Below are 16,435 nucleotides of genomic sequence, written 5' to 3'. Positions count from 1 at the left end.
CCTCGGCAATAGTCGGCGCGGGGCGCGTGATCGATGGGGTGGACCGCAGTGCGGTCGTGCGGGAGGAGGCCCGGTGCCTCGACCGCTACGGTCGGGCCCGGTTCGGGATGGGGACGGGGGCCATGGGGTGCTTTCGGTTCAGGGATGTGCAGATGTGGTCGGGCGGTCGTCTCCGCCGGGATGGCTCGGCGCCAAGGCATGTGTAATCGCTTAGCGCTAAGACGTCAATGGGCGATAAGCCTCTCGGCGCCTTCACTCCGGCTGTTTTTGCGGACGAAAACGGCGGAGACGCAGGTCACAGCCTCGGTGACGCCGGTCACGAACATCGAAAAAATTTTCGGCCGCAGGTGTCGGTCCGGGCGCTGTGCTCTCCCGGAGGCGTCGGTCGCGGTGCGTACTACGGTATCCGGAACGCACGCCCCGCTGCGCGGGCGCCAGCCGAGCTCGACCGAACTGGAGGCTCCCCGGATGAAGGGCCCGATCCCGCTACCGATCGTGCTGCTCGGCTACGGACCGGTCGCGCGGAACTACGCCGCCGTGCTCCGTGCCCGCCATGCCGAATTCCGCGGCCGGTACCTGGTGGACCCGTACCTCGTCGCGATTCGCGCCCGCGACGGGCAGATCCGTACCCCCGACGGCGGCGCGCCGCCCGATCGGAACCGCTGGCCGGCCCGCACATCGATCGAGGACTTACTGGCGGACACCGCCCCCGCCGTCGTCGCGCAGGCCGTTCCGTCACACCCGGACAGCGCGGCGGAAGCGCTCGCCGACGGGCTCGCCGCGCTCGCCGCGGGGGCGCATCTCGTGACGGCGACCAAAACGCCGCTGCTGTCCGGGTGGTCCCGATTGCACACGGTGGCCGTCCGATACGGGCGGGGCGTCCGGATCTCCGGTGCGACGGGCGCGGCGCTGCCCGCCGGCGACCTCGCCCGTGCCGGGCTGCGCGGTTTCGAGGTCGCGGAGGTGCGTGGCTGCGTGAACGGCACGGCCGGTTTCGTTCTCGACCGGCTCGGCGAGGGCGTGGCCCCGGCCACCGCCCTCGCGCTGGCCCGGGATCGCGGGATCGCGGAGGCGGACGCCACGGCGGACCTGTCCGGGGTCGATGCCGCCACAAAATTTCGTCTGCTGGCCGGTCTCCTCTGGGGGTGGGATGTGGCAGCGTGCCGGGTCGAGACGGAACCGATCACCGACGGTACCGCCGCCCGGGCCGTGGCCGCTCACGCGCGGGCGGCCGTGCTCCGGCATATCGGGTGGGCCCGCGCCGATGACCCCGGCCGGGTGGTCGTCGCCCTGCGGGAGTTCCCTCGGACGGCCGCGCCCTTCGGTGTCCTGACCGGGCCCGAGAAGGCGATCCAGTTCCGATGCGGCGACGCCGGCGACATCACGGTGTCCGGGGGCCGGTCGAGTCCGCTCGGCGCGGCACTGGCGATGATCAAGGACACCCTCGCGCTCGCGATCGACCCGGCGGCCGGGATCGGCTGACCGCGCGCCGCCGCGGCTCACCGATCGTCGAGCAGCCGGTACAGCGTGGCGCTGACGGCGGTGGTCGTGATCTCCGCCGCGAACTCCGGGTCGCCGTGGGCGTCGAGCAGGACCGCCTGGGTGAACAGCGGGCTCAGATGCGCGGCGACCGTGCGCCGCAACTGGTCCGGCGGCGTACCTGTGCCGCCCGCTGCCGACCAGAGGGTGGCGGTGACGGTGGCGAACAGCTCGTGCAGTGCGCGCAGATTCTCGTCGTGCGCAGCGGCCAGCAGGGGCGGTAGCCGCCGGGTGCGCAGATGCCAGATGATCCGGCCGGCGGCGGCGGTCTGCCGGTGGACGCGGCGGGCCAGTTCGGCCAGCCAGTTCTCCCACTCGGCCCCGTCGTAGTGCGGGAGGGATTCGAAGAAGTCGGCGTAACCGGCGGCGAGGGCCGCCCGGATCAGCTTTTCCCGGGTGGCGAAATGGCGGAAAACGGTGCGGCGCCCGACCTCGGCGTGGGCGGCGATCTCCTCGACGGTGATATCGAGACCGTGCTCGGACATCGCCCGCTGCGCGGCGGCGACGATCGCGTCGGTCGTCACCCGCACTTTCTTCAGCTGCATCGAACTGCGCTGGTCGGTGGTGCCGGTCACGTTTCCCGCTCTCTCCTTGACGCGCCACAGTGTCGCTCCGACACTTGAGAGTGTCAAATGACACTCGTGAGTGCCACCTACGAGAGTTCGAAGGTGAGTCCGATGTCGACCGATACGCGCGAATCCCGGCTCGAACACCGCATCGCGGAGCTGTACCGCACCGACCGGCAGTTCGCCGCGGCCCGGCCCGACCCGGCGGTGACCGCACGAGCGGAGAGACCGGGCGCGCGGCCCTTCGAGGTCGCCCGGACCGTCATGCAGGGATACGCACGGCGTCCCGCGGTCGGCCAGCGCGCGGTCGAATTCGTCACCGATTCACAGACCGGGCGCACCTCGGCGGTACTACTGCCCCGATTCCACACCCTGACCTACGGCGAAGTCTGGGACCGGGCCGGCGCGCTCGCCGCGGCGCTGGCCGGCGACCCGGTGCGGCCCGGTGACCGGGTGTGCGTCCTGGGATTCTCCAGCGTCGACTACACGCTCATCGATCTGGCGCTGGTACGGCTGGCCGCGGTGGCGGTGCCGCTGCAGACCAGCGCGCCGATCGCCCAGTTGCGGTCCGTCGTCGCCGAGACCGCGCCCACCGTGCTCGCCACGAGCATCGACCACCTGGACACCGCCGTCGACCTGGTGCGTACCGGACCCGGCCCGGGCCGGCTGATCGTGTTCGACTATCACCCGCAGGCCGACGACCAGCGAGCGACCTTCGATGCCGCGGTGGCGCGACTGTCCGCCGCGGGCAGTCCGGTACGCGTCGACGACCTGGCCGAGGTCATGGCCCGCGGTGCCGCACTGCCGCCGCCGCGGATGCCGCCCCCCACCGAAGCCGACCCGCCGGCCCTGCTGATCTACACCTCGGGAAGTACCGGTGCACCGAAGGGCGCCGTGATCACCGAGCGTCTGGTGGCCGACCAGTGGCGCGCCGCGACCAGCGAACGGTGGGGTCAGCCCGCCACCGAACCGGCCATCGCACTCGGTTTCATGCCGATGAGCCACATCATGGGACGCGCGATCCTGTCCATGACGCTGGCCCGGGGCGGCACCGTCTTCTTCGCCGCCCGGAGTGATCTCTCGACGCTGCTGGACGATCTCGCGCTGGTCCGGCCCACTCAGCTCGCCTTCGTGCCCCGGATCTGGGAGATGCTGTTCCAGCGGTTCCGTGGCGAAGTGCAGCGTCGTGCCGCCGCCGGCGCCGACCCGGCGACACTGGAGGGGGAGGTCCGCACCGAGTTCCGGGAGAATGTGCTCGGCGGCCGCTTCCTCGCGGCGACGACGGGTTCGGCGCCCATCTCGGGGGAGCTGAGGACGTGGGTCGAAGGCCTGCTCGACTTCCATCTCGTCGACGGCTACGGCTCCACCGAGGCCGGAAGTATCGCCGTAGACGGCCGGATCCGCCGGCCGCCGGTGCTCGATTACGAACTCGTCGACGTCCCGGAGCTGGGATACTTCCGGACCGACCGGCCGTATCCGCGCGGTGAGCTGGTGATCCGCTCGGAGGCACTGATACCCGGTTACTACAAGCGCCCGGACGCCACCGCCGAGGTGTTCGACGCCGACGGCGCATACCACACCGGCGATATCTTCGCCGAGGTCGGCGCCGACGAACTCGTGTATCTCGAGCGGCGCAGTTTCGTGCTGAAGCTCTCCCAGGGCGAGTTCGTGGCAGTGTCCACGGTGGAGGCGGCGCTCGCCGAGAGTCCGTTGGTCCGGCAGATCTACGTCTACGGCAACAGCACCCGCTCCTATCCGCTGGCGGTGGTCGTGCCGACGGAAGAAGCCGTCGAACGGACCCGCGGCGATATCGAGGCTTTGCGGCCGCTGCTCGCCGAATCACTACGGCAGGTGGCGAAATCGGCCGGTCTGCAGTCCTATGAGGTCCCGCGCGACCTGCTGGTCGAGACCAGCCCGTTCACTCCGGAGAACGGGCTGCTCACCGGTATCCGCAAACTCGCCCGCCCGGCGCTGAAACAGCGTTACGGGCCTCGCCTGGAGCAGCTCTATGCCGATCTGGCCGCGGCCGAGGCCGACGAATTGCGCGCACTGCACCGCAGCGGGGACCGGCCGACGGTGGAAACCGTGATCCGCGCGGCCGGCGCGCTCCTGGGCTCGGCCACCGGCGATCTGCGCGCGGACGCGCATTTCACCGACCTCGGCGGTGATTCGCTGTCGGCCTTGACCTTCGCGCAACTGCTGCGGGAGATCTTCGATATCGAGGTGCCGGTGGCGACGATCATCGGCCCGGCCACCGACCTGCGCGCGCTCGCCGATTACATCGACGAGCAGCGGCGCGGCGGTCACCGGCCGACCTTCGCGTCGGTGCACGGCGCCGGTGCCACCGAGGTGTATGCGCGCGATCTGACCCTCGACGAGTTCCTCGACGCTGCAACGCTCGCGTCCGCGCCGGGGCTCCCGGCGCCGAGCGGGCCGGCGCGGACCGTCCTGCTGACCGGCGCCACCGGGTTCCTGGGCCGCTATCTGGTGCTCGAATGGCTGCGCCGGCTGAACGACACCGGCGGGACACTGATCTGCCCGGTCCGGGCGCAGGACGACGTGGGCGCCCGGGCCCGGCTGGACGAGGTGTTCGAGTCCGGTGATCCGGCGTTGTCCGCCCGCTACCGGGAATCGGCCGCCGGGCATCTCGAGGTGATCGCCGGCGACAAGAGCGCGCCTCGTCTCGGCCTGAGCCGAGCCGTGTGGGACCGGCTGGCGGATACGGTCGATGTGATTGTGGATCCGGCCGCGCTGGTCAATCACGTGCTGCCCTACCGTGAGCTCTTCGGCCCCAACGTGGTGGGGACGGCGGAGCTGATCCGCCTCGCACTGACCACCAGGCGGAAGCCGTACACCTACATCTCGACCATCGGCGTCAGTGATCAGATAGATCGGGCGGCGTTCACCGAGGACGCCGATATCCGGGTGATCAGCCCGCGCCGAGCGCTCGACGGCGGTTACGCCAACGGGTATTCGAACAGTAAGTGGGCGGGCGAGGTCCTGCTGCGGGAGGCCGCCGACCTGTGCGGTCTGCCGGTCGCGGTGTTCCGCTGCGATATGATCCTCGCCGATACCGCATACGCCGGTCAGCTCAATCTGCCCGATATGTTCACCCGATTGGTCCTGAGTGTGGAGGCCACCGGGACGGCGCCGGGCTCCTTCTACGAACTCGATGCCGAGGGCCGGCGGCCGCGCGCCCATTACGACGGGCTCCCGGTCGGTTTCATCGCCGAGGCGGTCGCCACCCTCGGGGCCCGGGCCGGTTCCGGTTTCCGGACCTATCACGTGATGAATCCGTACGACGACGGCGTCTCGCTGGACACCTACGTCGACTGGCTGATCGATGCGGGGCACCCCATCGAACGGATCTCCGGCTACGACGCCTGGTTGCAGCGTCTGGAGACCGCGGTCCGGGCGCTACCGGACCGGCAGCGCCGGTATTCCCTGCTGCCGCTGCTGGACAACTACCGTAAACCGCAGCAGGCGGTGCGCGGATCCATCGCGCCGACCGAGCGGTTCCGGGACGCGGTCCGGCACGCGGAAATCGGTGCCGACAAGGACATTCCGCATGTGACACCGGAAATGATCGTCAAGTACACCACCGACCTCGAGCTGCTCGGACTGCTCTGAATCCCGGCCGGCCGCGACGCGGGTGCCCGGCCGGCGCGACCGCGCCACTTCGAGCACCGGACCGCCGGGAACATTTTTCCGATACTCGGCGGGACCGCCCGGCGGATAGTGAGGGTCGACCGGATACCGCGAGCCCTGGGCCGCCCGGATCGACCCCCACCGAACTGCTGACGAGAGGACACCCGTCGTGACGAACCCACCCGAGCCCACCCGGTTACAGAGCGCCCTGGACGATATCCACCGAGCGGGCGTGCCCGGCGTATTCGCCGAGGTACGGGACAGCGAGCGGATATGGCGCGGCGCGGCCGGGGTCGCCGATACCGTGACCGGCCGGCGGGTCACGGCGGATATGCGGCACCGTGTCGGCAGTATCACCAAAACGTTCACCGCCGCGGCGGTACTGCAGCAGGTGGAGCGCGGGCTGGTCGGCCTGGACACCTCGATCGGCCACTACCTGCCGAAGCTGGTCCCCGGCGCCCGCGGTGACGCCGTGACGGTCCGGATGTTGATCAACCACACCAGCGGATTGGCCGAATATCTGCCGTACGCCTACCCGTCCCTGGCCACCTTCCCCGCCGTGGCCGATACGCGGCCCGACAGCCTGGAAGAGAACCGGCACACGCGGTTCGACCCCCTCGAACTGATCGCGCTGGGGGTCTCCGCCCCCGCGGTGGGGACGCCGGGTGGTATCCCGGGCATCTACTCCAACACCAACTATCTGCTCCTGTGCCGGCTCCTGGAACTGGTGACCGGCACGACCGCGGAAAAGTGCATCACGGCCGATGTCATCGAGAAAGCCGGACTGCGAAACACCGAACTCCCGGAGGGGAGCCGGATCGACGGGCCGCATTCGCGGATCTACGAGGCGTGGTTCGGCATGCTCGAGCCGCCCCGCGACTACAGCGATTTCGATATGTCGTGGGTGGGGCCGGCGGCTTCGCTGATCTCGACGGTCGCCGACCTGAACCAGTTCTTCGGCCTGCTGCTCGCCGGCGAGATCGTGGCGCCCTCGTCGCTGGCGCAGATGCAACGCACCGTCCCGGTCATCTCCTTCGAGGGTAAGACGCTCGAGTACGGCTTGGGACTGCACCGCATCGAGGTCCCCGGACGCGGAACGTTCTGGGGTCACGACGGCTCGGTCTGGGGCGCCGGAGCGATATCGATGACCCGCGCCGACGGCGCCCGGCAGTTCTCGGCGGCGATCAATCTGCAGCGCTGGAACCGGCTCGACGAGCGCGGTAGGCCGCAGCCGCATCCCATCGATGGCGCGTTGGCGGCTTTCTACCGGCTCGTGATGTGAGCGCGGGGGCCGGCGGCGGAGCGTTCGCGCTCGCCACCGGCCCCGACGCGGCGTGGGTCGCTCCCGGACGGTGTCCGGGCATGGTTGTATGAGGGCGAGCCGAACCGGAAGGAGCCGGAGAGCGCTGTGACCGACGAGAAGCAGGCAGCACACCGTGCGCTGGTGGACAGCGTCCTGACCGGCGCGGGGAGCGCGTCTGTCGAACAGCGGGCACGAGCTTTCGCCGGCGGCGGTCTCCCACCACCGGTGGACGCCTTGCTGGGCAAGGTCGTCACCCGGCCCGGCCGGATCACCGATGCGGATTTCGGTTCGGCGAAGGCCGCGGGTTTCAGTGAGGACCAGCTCTTCGAACTGGTGATATGCGCCGCGGTCGGCCGCTCGGCCCGGCTGTACGAGGCCGGGCTGGCCGCTCTGGCCGCCGCCGACGCCGGTGCGGCCGAGTAATGCGTCTCGACATTCTCGACCACGGTTACCGCCGGAGCGTCAAGCTGCTGTTCGGGCTCATCCGGGTGTTCTCCGGACACCCTCCACCCGATGCCGCCAAACTGACCTTCTACCGGCCCGCCTTCTACGGGACCGCGGCGAAGAAGTTCACCCAGGAGGCGATGCGCGGGCCCTCGGCGTGGTCGGTCGCCGACCGCGAATTGATGGCGGCCTATGTTTCGCAGGTGAACGGGTCGGCGTTCTGCCTCGGCGCGCACACCGCGACCGCCGGCCGGGCGTACCACGACCCCGCGAAGGTGCGCGCGGTGCTCACCGACCTCGACACGGCCCCGATCGACGACGGACTCCGCGCCACCCTGCGCATGCTGGGTACCTTGACCGGGGAAGGCGCGGTGAGCGCGGCGGATATGCGTGCGGTGCTGTCCGCGGGAGTCGCGCGCGACCGGGTCGCGGACGCGCTGGCGGTCTGCGCCGCCTTCGACACCACCGACCGGCTCGCCGACGCCTTCGGTTTCGAGGTGCTGAGCCCGGCCGGTTTCGAGGCAGGAGCGAAGTATCTGCTGAAACGCGGGTACCGCTAGCGGCATCGCGTCGTTGCGGTGCCGGTGCGCGGGTCGGGCCGCGACCCGCCCGGCGTGGCCGGTCGGCGCCCGCTGGCAGACTGGGCGGATGGCCCGTTCCGCTGTAGACCGTCCGACACCGGCCGACCTGGCGGCCGCGGCCGGCAAGACGATTCCCGATGTGCTGGCGCCGCAGCTGCGTGTGCTGTTCTGCGGGATCAATCCCGGACTGTGGTCGGGTGCGACCGGCCATCATTTCGCCCGGCCGGGAAACCGCTTCTGGCCCGCGCTGTTCCGATCGGGTTTCACGCCGCGCCTGTTCCGCCCCGACGAACAGGACGCACTTCCGGCGCTCGGGCTGGGGATCACCGATGTGGTCGCCCGCACGAGTGTGAAGGCCGACGAGCTGACGAAACAGGAGCTGCGCGACGGTGGCGCCGCGCTCGTCGACCGCGTGCGCCGGAACCGGCCGCGAATCCTCGCGGTGCTGGGCCTGGGCGCCTATCGCACCGCGTTCGGCCGTCCGCGGACCACCGTCGGGCGCCAGGACGAGACGATCGGCGACACCGAGATCTGGGTACTGCCCAATCCCAGCGGTCTCAACGCCCACTACACCTTGGACGCGCTTGCCGCCGAATTCCGCACGTTGCGGATCGAATCGGAGCGATCGGTCGCGCCCGGTCGCGCTGCCGAGTAACGGCGATCAACCACCGGCGACCGAGGGAATGATCATGACCTCGGTGCCGGCGCGCAGCGGTGTGTCCAGGCCCCGCAGTGTCCGGCATTCGTCGCCGTCGACGTAGAAGTTCACATAGCGGCGTAATTCGCCGCTCTCGTCGCGGAGACGGCGCTCCAGCGCGGGTGACCGCTCCCGCAGCACGTCCAGCACGGTGCGCAGCGTCGCGCCGTCGATGGCGAGTTCCTTGTCTCCGCCGACGTAGGTCCGCAGGGCGGACGGCAAACGCACCTGTGCCATAGCGTTATCCGACCACGCGGGCGCGTACACACAGGACGTCCGGCAGTTTGTCGGCCACCAGCCGCCAGTGCTCGCCCTCGTCGGCGCTGCAGTAGACCTCGCCGTTGCGGGTGCCGAAGTAGATCCCCGCCGGGTCGGCGTCGTCGGCGCACATGGCATCGCGCATGACCGCCGCCCAGAACGGTTCCCGTGGCAGCCCCGCGGTCTGGGCAGACCAGGTCTCGCCGCCGTCGGTACTGCGATAGACGGCGCATTCGGCGTTCGGCGGGAAACGGAATCGCTCCATATCCGCGACCAGCGGGAAGGTGTAGACCACCCCGGGGCGCCGCGGGTGCGCCACGATCGGGAAACCGAAATTCGAGGCCGGTAATCCACCGTCGATCGACTGCCAGCTCGTGCCGTCGTCGGTGGTGCGGAAGACTCCGCCGTGGTTCTGCAGATACATCGTGCTCGGAGTCCCGGCGTCCATGGCGACCTTGTGCACGCACTGCCCCCATTCCGGTAGCTCACCGGGCATGAAATCGGCCGTGACGCCTTTGTTGGTGGGCTTCCAGGAGCTACCCCCGTCGGCGGTCTGATAGACCCCACCGGTCGACATGGCGACCGTGATGCGCTCCGCGTCGGCCGGATGCGGGATGATCGTGTGCAACGCCAGCCCGCCGCCACCCGGCATCCATTCCGGGCGGTGCGGATGCTCCCACAGGCCACGGACCAGTTCGAATGTCCGCCCGGCATCGGTGGAGCGGAACAACGCCGACGGTTCGGCGCCCGCGTAGACCACGTCCGGCTCGGCCGCGGTCGCGGGCGCGATCTGCCATACGCCCCGCAGCGCCGCTCCGGTATCCGACGGGAACGCCAATGGCGCGGCGTCCGGTTCGCTCCACGTCCGGCCGAGATCATCGCTGGTCACCATGGTCGGGCCGAAATGGCTGTCCAGTACTCCGGCGAGGACGCGCGGCGTCGGCCGCCGGGTATCGATCGCGAGTGCTTTCACATCGGCCACGGCGAAACGGGGCGGGCTCACCTCCCAGCTCGACCGGCCGTCGGTGCTACGCGCCAGGAACAAACCCTTGCGTGTCCCGATTCCGAGCAGAACGTCCATCGCCGACCTCCAGGTATCACCGCCACGCCGACGCGTGCGAGCCTACCTCGGGGCTGTGACTGGATTCACCGGATCGCGGCAGGCGAGTCGCGCGCGGCCGGGCCGATCAGTTCTGTTCCGGGCGCCGATCGGCTGTCCGCAAGGTAGCCGCCGGGGACGGGAAAGCTTCGGCATCGGCCGTGGTGGGTCGTGCTGATTCGGCGCCCAGGCCTTTCTCCGCGGCGGTCGCGCGGACCGCGTCGACGACGAGCAGCAGTGCGGCACGCCGGGCCGTGTTGGTGCGGTAGGCCAGCGATACGGTCCGGGTGAGCACTTCGCCCAGGGCGACGATATCCACCCCCGGTGGGCGTAATGCCAGGCCCAGATCCGATACCAGCGTCACGCCCAGCCCGGCCGCCACCATCGCCATGGCCGTCGCCTGCTCCTCCACCTCGTGATCGATTCGTGGTTCGAGCCCGACGGATTGGAACGCCAGCCGGGCCGCATGCCCGAAATGCGACCGGGCGGGCGCCAGGATCCACGGGTGCTCGGCCAGTTCGGCCAGGGTCACACTGGCCGACGGCACGGCCCCGGGCGGGACCGCGGCGTAGATCCGTTCGACCGCGATGACGGCACGCTCCAGGCCGCTGTCCCAGGTCATCGGGTAGTTGGAATATTCGAGTACGAACGACAGATCCAGTGCGCCGTCGCGCACCGCGGCGGCGGTGGCCTCCGGCACGAGTTCACGCGTCCGCACCGAGATACCGGGGTGGGTGCGCGCGAGGGCGCTGAGCGCGTCGGGCAGCAGGCCGGAGGCGACCGACGCCCAGACACCGGCGGTGAGTTTCGCCGTCATGGTCTCGCCCGCGTCCTCGAGGGCCTGGGTCGCCCGCTCGACCGACGCGAGGATCTCCTCGGCGTGCTCGGCCAGCAGCACCCCGAGATCGGTGAGCTGCAACCGGCGCCCCCGCCGCTCGAACAGCCGGGTGCCGACATCGCGCTCCAGCTGGGCGAGCTGCTGGGACACCGCTGATGCGGTGTAGTGCAGTGCGGTCGCGGCCGCCGTCACCGTGCCGCGCCGATGCAGTTCACGCAACATTCGCAGACGGGCCAGCGACAGGTCCATGGTTTCGAGCCTAAACGTTGTGCAGCAACGCTGAACACCGCCGTGAACGAACCGTAAATAGACGAACGCGCGGCCGCGAATGCAGGCTGGTGACACCGGAATCGAGCCATCGGCCGGGACGACGTGGTCCGGACAGGGGATTACGCGCGCCCGGCGCTTCTCCGTGGGTGATGGTGTATCCGGCACGAACACGAAGAGGAGGTGGTTCGTCGTGACGACGATGCAGGACCCGGCAGGGGGCGCCGCGCAGATTACCGCGCAGACAGTACCGGCCGTGCCGCCGGCAGTGACCCTCACCCCCGCGGTCCGTCGTTCCGAGCCGTATATGCGCCTGCACTGGACGGACTCGCGGACGGGCGCGGTCGGTTACCTCGTGGTGCACACTCTGCGCGGTGGGCTGGCCACGGGCGGCACCCGCATGCGGGCCGGCTGTACGGTGAGCGAGGTCGAGGACCTGGCCCGCGGTATGGCCAACAAGACCGCGACATTCGACCTGCCGATCGGCGGGGCCAAGGGCGGGATCGATTTCGACCCCAAGGATCCGCGCGCCATCGAAGTACTGGAAAGATTCTGCGAGGCCATGCGGCCGTGGATCGACTCGCACTGGGTGACCGCCGAGGACCTGGGGGTTCCGCAGCATCTGATCGACGAGGTCTTCGAAAGGCTCGGCCTGGGCCAGAGCTACCACGCCGCGATCCGCCGCGCCGCCGATCCCGCCGCGACCCTGGAACGGGTCCGCCGCGGTCTGAACGCGGCGGTCGAGGGCGGGTTCATGCTGGGCGACGTGATCGGCGGCTACGGTGTCGCGCACGCCTGCCTCGCCGCCGCGGTCTGGTGGGGTCGGGTACCCGCCGAGACCACGGTCGCGATCCAAGGTGTGGGCACCATGGGGGGAGCGGCGGCCTATTACCTCCACGAAGCCGGGATGAAGGTCACCACCGTGGCCGATGCCGCCGGGACCCTGCACTGCGCCGACGGGCTCGACATCCCGGCACTGCTGGCCCTGCGCAACGGGTACGGCGAGATCGACAGGTCCCGGTTGCCGGCGGGTGTCGAGCAGCTGCCGCGGACCACGATACTGGCCGCCGATGTCGACATCCTGGTCCCGGCCGCGATCTCCTACGCGATCACGCCGGACAACTCCTACGATGTCCGGGCCCGGATCGTCGTCGAGGCCGCGAACGCGGCCACCACCCCGGAAGCGGAGGCGATGCTCGCCGCCCGTGGTATCCCGGTCCTGCCGGACTTCGTCGCGAACGCCGGAGCCGTGGCCTGGGCATGGTGGCTGTTGCTCGGCGAGGTCGACGATACGCCGGAGAACTCGTTCGACCGGCTCCGCACCATCATGCACAGCAAGGTCGCCTTGCTGCTGGCGGCATGGGCGGAACAGGGCGTGACCCCGCGCGAGACCGGTCACCGCTGGGCCGACGACCCGCCGCCGCTCACCGGACCGGTCGTCATCCCCTGATCCGGGAAACCCGATCCCGCCGGCCGCCGCACCGTCAGCGGCCGGCGGATACCGGGCGCCGGATCTCGACGGCCCGCCGGGCCAGCCACTGGAAGTCGTCCCACAGCTCCGGTGCGTTGCGATCCACACGGTACTTCTCCACGAGGGGTTGCAGCACGTTCCAGCACGTCCGCAGCGAATCGCCCCAGGAGTCGGCCACGACATCGGGCGGTATGAACCCGCTCCGGCACATGATGCCCACGCAGTCGTAGCTGTGACACACTCGTTCGGCGCGCTGGATGTCCTCGTCCGACCACGACGCGAACTCCTGGAATCGCAGGTGCCGCATCACGAATCGGCGGTCCTGGCGCAGTGATTCGTCCTGGAGCATGTCGTAGACGGCCTTGAAAGCGCTGGCGTAGGTGGTTTTTCGCATTTCGACCACCTGCCACACGACGAGTACCGCGGCGACCAGGGCGATCAGCGCTGTCGCTACGCCGGCTGCCGCCGCGACCGCAGACGAGTCCATCCGGCACACCCCATATCACCGACGGCAGAACCGCCTCGAGCGTAACCGATGCGTTGCCGGTCCGCAGTGCCCGGTATCCGGTTCCGAATCGGCGAACGCCATTCCGGCGCAGGTCGTCTCGGGCTCACCGCCGAGTGGTCTCGGTCCACGGTTCCGGCGCGGTGCCCGGCAGACCTGCCGCCGGTGCTCAGGTGTCGGTATCGCGGTAGACGACGATCGGACGATCGGCGCGGTGCAGCAGATTCTGGCTGGTGGACCCCAGCAGCGCGCCGCGGAATCGACCCCAGCCCTTACTGCCCACGATCGCCAATTGCGCGTCATCGAGGGCGTGCAGCAGCTCGCGCGCCGCGGACCCGCGCCGCGAGCGTTCCTCCACTTCCACGTCGGGGAAGTCCTTCCGGTAGGGCGCGATGACGGTCGACAGCGTCTCCGCCTCGGAACGGGCTATCTGCTCCCAGTCGATCACCATCGCCGTCGGGCCCAGGAGTTGTAGCGCCGTGGGAACGGAGTCGCCGACAGCGGTGCTGTCGGACCATACCCGCACCGCGGTGACCGGAACCGAGAACAACCGCGCCCATTCGAAGGCCAGCCGGGTCGCCCCGGCCGACAGCGGGCTCCCGTCGGCGCCCACCACTATCGGGCGGTCGTCGTCGGGCGCGATATGCGCGGTGTCGCCGCGCCATACGGCCACCGGGCATCGCGCGCTGCCGACCACCCGCAGCGCCGTCGATCCCAGCAGCCAGCGTTCCACCATCCCGGCGCCGGTAGCGCCGAGCACGATCAGCGCGGCGTCTTCGGCGGCCCGCAGCAGGGCCGTGGCGGGAGCATCGGTCTCCGCGAGGGAGGTCGTTCGGACACCGGGCGCCCAGTCCCGCAGCGCGGATTCGGTCGTGGCGAGCAGTTCGGCACGGTAGCGCCGGTGCCGTTCGGCCAGTTCGGCGGGATCGAGTGCGATATCGGGCATCGGCCCCGGTGCGGGGGACGAGTGCACCAGGCGCAGGGGAAGGGCGAGCTTGTCAGCGAATCTCGTGGCCCATTTGGCGGCGGCCAACGCGGTGTCGGATCCATCGATACCCACCACGATGTGGCTCGCCGCCGACTTCGCCTGCATCGCACTCCGCCTTTCGTCCCGAGGTTGCCGATCCCCCGCCTGGCACTGCGCGTCCTGGATGTGCACGACGACCACTCGTGGCCACTCCGTCGAGCCCAGGATAGGAGTCGGCACGGAAGCCGAGGCGGGTCGACACGCGGCCCGCGGTCGTTCACCCGCGAGATGCGCGTGGCATGCCGCCCACGCTGCCGCGGGTACCGACCGTGGCTACTCGGTGCCGTCCCGGTCGTCGCCGAGCCCGGCCCGGCGGAAGGCCCGCCGGCTGTGCACGAGGAGTTCCCGCACCGCGGGGCGGGCAGTGTGCTTCCAGATCAGGGCGAGGTAGGCGGCCGTCTCGACGCCCTCGAGGGCGAGAGCGGCGAGCCGGTCGCGGTGGGCCGCGGCCATGGAATCGCTGAGGACGGCGACCGCGAGTCCGCGAGCGGCGAGATCGGCGATGGCGTCGGCGGCGCCGGCCTCGAGCGCGACCACCGGGCGGAGGTCCTGCGTCGCGCAGACGCGGTCCAGCACGGTGCGTACGCCGGTACCGGCGGGCATGCAGACGAGCGGGTGGGCGCACAGCTCGGCGAGGGTGACCCGCTGCCGCGCCGTCAGGGGATGCTCACGGGGGACCGCCGCGACCAGTTCTTCGCGGAGGAGGGGGAGCGCTTCCAATCCGTCGGGTTCGGCGGTCGCCGTACCGATGAGAGCCACATCCAGCGCACCGGCGCGCACGGCCTCGGCGAGCCGGTCGGAATTGTCCTCGAGCAAGGAGATCTCGACACCGGGATGGGCGCGGTGGAAATCGGCGAGTGCGTCGAACAGCGGTGTGACGGTGCAGCCGACCACCATGCCGACGGTGAGCCTGCCCCGGATCAGATCGGTGACCTCGCCGACCGCCTGAGTGACCGCTTCGGCGGCATCGAGGGCGGTGCGGGCGTGTTCGAGAGCGGCTTTTCCCGCCACGGTCAGGGTGGCGGTGCGCGCCGAGCGGTCGAACAGTTCGGCGCCGAGCTCTTTTTCCAGTGCGCGGATCTGGGCGCTGACACCGGACTGGCTGATGTGCACCCGCTGCGCCGCCCGCGTGAAGTTCTGTTCCTCCGCGACCGCGACGAAGTATTCCAGCTGCCTCAGTTCCATAACTGCTGATTCTAGCTTTCAGAAGAACCATCTGTTGGACTTCTGGATATCGCCCGGCCAGGCTGGAAGGCGTCGAATCCACAGCACAGGAGGAAAACGATGCCCGAGTACGAGAAGGCGCTGCGGCCCGAAGACATCACGCGCCTGTTCGTCGAACGATCCAATGCCGGTGACGCGGCGGGAGTCGCCGAACTCTACGAAGAGGACGCGGTCCTGGCCTACCCGCCCGGCAGCCGGACCGTCGGGCGGGCGGCGATCCGCGCGCTGTGGGAGAAGGTGCTGGCCGCCGGATCCCGCTTCGAGCCGGAAGAACCGCTGCCGACGCTGATCTGCGGCGACCTCGCCCTCACCTCGACGCCGCCGAGGGACGGTACCGGTGCCCGCGCGCAGGTCGTCCGGCGCCAGCCCGACGGCAGCTGGCTGCGCGTCCTCGACCAGCCCGAGTTCGTCGCCCCGCCCGCCTGAGCCCGGACAGCTGTTCCGCTAGTTGGTCGTCTCGACCACCTGGGTACCGTCCGCCACCCGGTCGTGCCAGCCCTGTTTGGTGGAACTGGAACCGACCGTGACGGCGATCCCGAGCGCGGCGAAGAACCAGAGCACGCCGCCGATGCAGGGCACCAGGTTGAGCAGCATATAGGCGTTGCGCAGGGCGGATTCCTTGATACTGGGTTTCGCCGCCCCGCCGGAACCGTTGACGTGCAGGCCCAGCAGCTTCTTACCGGGGGTGGAACCGGAGGTCACCTCGAACCCGACGAAGTACAGGAAGGCGAATCCGGCGCCGGGCAGGATCGACACCCAGCCGGGGGTGTGGGCGACCTTGTTCAGCAACCAGAAGAAGATCCCGCCGACGATCGCCGCGACGATCCAGTCGATGAATCGGGCCGCGGCGCGTTTGCCCAGACCGCCGGGGGTGATCCCCGCGGCCGCGGTGAATCGGGGGTCGTATGCTCCGGTGGTCATCGTGTTCCTCCTCGATAGCGACCGCCCCCGGCGGTGTGGGCGCGGTG

At 70.0% G+C, this 16,435-nt stretch carries 16 protein-coding genes; 8 read left to right on the top strand and 8 right to left on the bottom strand.

Annotated features, from left to right (window positions below; genetic code table 11):
- The first annotated feature begins 468 nt into the window (after positions 1–468).
- Positions 469–1,482, top strand: coding sequence for a hypothetical protein (locus tag ABZV91_RS13550; protein ID WP_355240130.1), 1,014 nt, complete (start codon positions 469–471; stop codon positions 1,480–1,482).
- A 17-nt stretch (positions 1,483–1,499) separates the two neighbouring features.
- On the opposite strand, the gene ABZV91_RS13545 is transcribed toward ABZV91_RS13550, so the two are convergent.
- Positions 1,500–2,114 carry a TetR/AcrR family transcriptional regulator gene (locus tag ABZV91_RS13545; RefSeq protein ID WP_355240127.1) on the bottom strand — a complete coding sequence of 205 codons (615 nt, stop codon included), beginning with the start codon at positions 2,112–2,114 and terminating at the stop codon, positions 1,500–1,502.
- 102 nt (positions 2,115–2,216) lie between these two features.
- Between ABZV91_RS13545 and car the strand changes: the two genes are divergently transcribed.
- The 5 genes from car (at position 2,217) to mug (ending at position 8,736) form a co-directional block, all read left to right on the top strand.
- Complete coding sequence (car, locus tag ABZV91_RS13540) at positions 2,217–5,735, top strand: carboxylic acid reductase (RefSeq protein WP_355240124.1); 3,519 nt, start codon at positions 2,217–2,219, stop codon at positions 5,733–5,735.
- A 187-nt stretch (positions 5,736–5,922) separates the two neighbouring features.
- Complete coding sequence (locus tag ABZV91_RS13535) at positions 5,923–7,035, top strand: serine hydrolase domain-containing protein (protein ID WP_355240121.1); 1,113 nt, start codon at positions 5,923–5,925, stop codon at positions 7,033–7,035.
- A 126-nt stretch (positions 7,036–7,161) separates the two neighbouring features.
- Positions 7,162–7,479 carry a hypothetical protein gene (locus ABZV91_RS13530; protein WP_355240118.1) on the top strand — a complete coding sequence of 106 codons (318 nt, stop codon included), beginning with the start codon at positions 7,162–7,164 and terminating at the stop codon, positions 7,477–7,479.
- On the top strand, positions 7,479–8,060 hold the full coding sequence (locus ABZV91_RS13525; RefSeq protein WP_355240116.1) for a carboxymuconolactone decarboxylase family protein: 582 nt from the start codon (positions 7,479–7,481) through the stop codon (positions 8,058–8,060). The genes ABZV91_RS13530 and ABZV91_RS13525 overlap by 1 nt, the downstream gene beginning before the upstream one ends.
- An 88-nt stretch (positions 8,061–8,148) precedes the next feature.
- Positions 8,149–8,736, top strand: coding sequence for a G/U mismatch-specific DNA glycosylase (gene mug / locus ABZV91_RS13520; protein ID WP_355240113.1), 588 nt, complete (start codon positions 8,149–8,151; stop codon positions 8,734–8,736).
- A 6-nt stretch (positions 8,737–8,742) separates the two neighbouring features.
- Here mug and ABZV91_RS13515 read toward each other — a convergent pair whose 3' ends face one another.
- From ABZV91_RS13515 to ABZV91_RS13505, 3 genes are all read right to left on the bottom strand, one after another.
- Positions 8,743–9,015: a MoaD/ThiS family protein gene (locus tag ABZV91_RS13515; RefSeq protein WP_355240110.1), complete on the bottom strand. Its 273-nt coding sequence runs from the start codon at positions 9,013–9,015 to the stop codon at positions 8,743–8,745.
- A gap of 4 nt (positions 9,016–9,019) precedes the next feature.
- Positions 9,020–10,117, bottom strand: coding sequence for an exo-alpha-sialidase (locus tag ABZV91_RS13510; RefSeq protein WP_355240107.1), 1,098 nt, complete (start codon positions 10,115–10,117; stop codon positions 9,020–9,022).
- 106 nt (positions 10,118–10,223) lie between these two features.
- The gene (locus ABZV91_RS13505) at positions 10,224–11,222 is read right to left on the bottom strand and encodes a LysR substrate-binding domain-containing protein (RefSeq protein ID WP_355240104.1); all 999 of its coding nucleotides are present in this window, start codon (positions 11,220–11,222) and stop codon (positions 10,224–10,226) included.
- A 325-nt stretch (positions 11,223–11,547) separates the two neighbouring features.
- Here ABZV91_RS13505 and ABZV91_RS13500 point away from each other — a divergent pair, with 325 nt between their 5' ends.
- Positions 11,548–12,690 carry a Glu/Leu/Phe/Val dehydrogenase dimerization domain-containing protein gene (locus tag ABZV91_RS13500; RefSeq protein ID WP_355240213.1) on the top strand — a complete coding sequence of 381 codons (1,143 nt, stop codon included), beginning with the start codon at positions 11,548–11,550 and terminating at the stop codon, positions 12,688–12,690.
- A gap of 34 nt (positions 12,691–12,724) precedes the next feature.
- On the opposite strand, the gene ABZV91_RS13495 is transcribed toward ABZV91_RS13500, so the two are convergent.
- The 3 genes from ABZV91_RS13495 to ABZV91_RS13485 all read right to left on the bottom strand — a co-directional run bounded on the left by ABZV91_RS13495 (position 12,725) and on the right by ABZV91_RS13485 (position 15,428).
- On the bottom strand, positions 12,725–13,198 hold the full coding sequence (locus tag ABZV91_RS13495; RefSeq protein ID WP_355240101.1) for a hypothetical protein: 474 nt from the start codon (positions 13,196–13,198) through the stop codon (positions 12,725–12,727).
- 187 nt (positions 13,199–13,385) lie between these two features.
- Positions 13,386–14,309 (bottom strand): universal stress protein, encoded by a 924-nt coding sequence (locus ABZV91_RS13490; RefSeq protein WP_355240098.1) that lies wholly within the window; start codon positions 14,307–14,309, stop codon positions 13,386–13,388.
- Positions 14,310–14,516: 207 nt separating this feature from the next.
- A complete protein-coding gene (locus ABZV91_RS13485; protein ID WP_355240096.1) occupies positions 14,517–15,428 on the bottom strand; it encodes a LysR substrate-binding domain-containing protein in 912 nt (303 codons plus the stop codon).
- A 99-nt stretch (positions 15,429–15,527) separates the two neighbouring features.
- On the opposite strand from ABZV91_RS13485, the gene ABZV91_RS13480 reads away from it, so the two are divergent.
- Positions 15,528–15,893, top strand: coding sequence for a nuclear transport factor 2 family protein (locus ABZV91_RS13480; protein ID WP_355240093.1), 366 nt, complete (start codon positions 15,528–15,530; stop codon positions 15,891–15,893).
- A gap of 18 nt (positions 15,894–15,911) precedes the next feature.
- On the opposite strand, the gene ABZV91_RS13475 is transcribed toward ABZV91_RS13480, so the two are convergent.
- The gene (locus ABZV91_RS13475; protein WP_355240090.1) at positions 15,912–16,388 is read right to left on the bottom strand and encodes an RDD family protein; all 477 of its coding nucleotides are present in this window, start codon (positions 16,386–16,388) and stop codon (positions 15,912–15,914) included.
- Positions 16,389–16,435: the final 47 nt, after the last annotated feature.

The sequence above is a fragment of the Nocardia sp. NPDC004568 genome, assembly GCF_040609955.1.
Classification (GTDB): domain Bacteria; phylum Actinomycetota; class Actinomycetes; order Mycobacteriales; family Mycobacteriaceae; genus Nocardia.
The sequence above is the reverse complement of the archived record's forward strand: the minus strand, read 5'-3'. Positions and strand labels throughout refer to the sequence as shown.

Bases quoted from the DNA above. Each gene is read 5' to 3' on its own strand.
- mug (WP_355240113.1), top strand. From the start codon at position 8,149: ATGGCCCGTTCCGCTGTAGACCGTCCGACACCGGCCGACCTGGCGGCC.
- ABZV91_RS13480 (WP_355240093.1), top strand. From the start codon at position 15,528: ATGCCCGAGTACGAGAAGGCGCTGCGGCCCGAAGACATCACGCGCCTG.
- ABZV91_RS13525 (WP_355240116.1), top strand. From the start codon at position 7,479: ATGCGTCTCGACATTCTCGACCACGGTTACCGCCGGAGCGTCAAGCTG.
- ABZV91_RS13485 (WP_355240096.1), bottom strand. From the start codon at position 15,428: ATGGAACTGAGGCAGCTGGAATACTTCGTCGCGGTCGCGGAGGAACAG.
- ABZV91_RS13490 (WP_355240098.1), bottom strand. From the start codon at position 14,309: ATGCAGGCGAAGTCGGCGGCGAGCCACATCGTGGTGGGTATCGATGGA.
- ABZV91_RS13500 (WP_355240213.1), top strand. From the start codon at position 11,548: ATGCGCCTGCACTGGACGGACTCGCGGACGGGCGCGGTCGGTTACCTC.
- ABZV91_RS13510 (WP_355240107.1), bottom strand. From the start codon at position 10,117: ATGGACGTTCTGCTCGGAATCGGGACACGCAAGGGTTTGTTCCTGGCG.
- ABZV91_RS13495 (WP_355240101.1), bottom strand. From the start codon at position 13,198: ATGGACTCGTCTGCGGTCGCGGCGGCAGCCGGCGTAGCGACAGCGCTG.
- ABZV91_RS13550 (WP_355240130.1), top strand. From the start codon at position 469: ATGAAGGGCCCGATCCCGCTACCGATCGTGCTGCTCGGCTACGGACCG.
- car (WP_355240124.1), top strand. From the start codon at position 2,217: ATGTCGACCGATACGCGCGAATCCCGGCTCGAACACCGCATCGCGGAG.
- ABZV91_RS13505 (WP_355240104.1), bottom strand. From the start codon at position 11,222: ATGGACCTGTCGCTGGCCCGTCTGCGAATGTTGCGTGAACTGCATCGG.
- ABZV91_RS13515 (WP_355240110.1), bottom strand. From the start codon at position 9,015: ATGGCACAGGTGCGTTTGCCGTCCGCCCTGCGGACCTACGTCGGCGGA.
- ABZV91_RS13475 (WP_355240090.1), bottom strand. From the start codon at position 16,388: ATGACCACCGGAGCATACGACCCCCGATTCACCGCGGCCGCGGGGATC.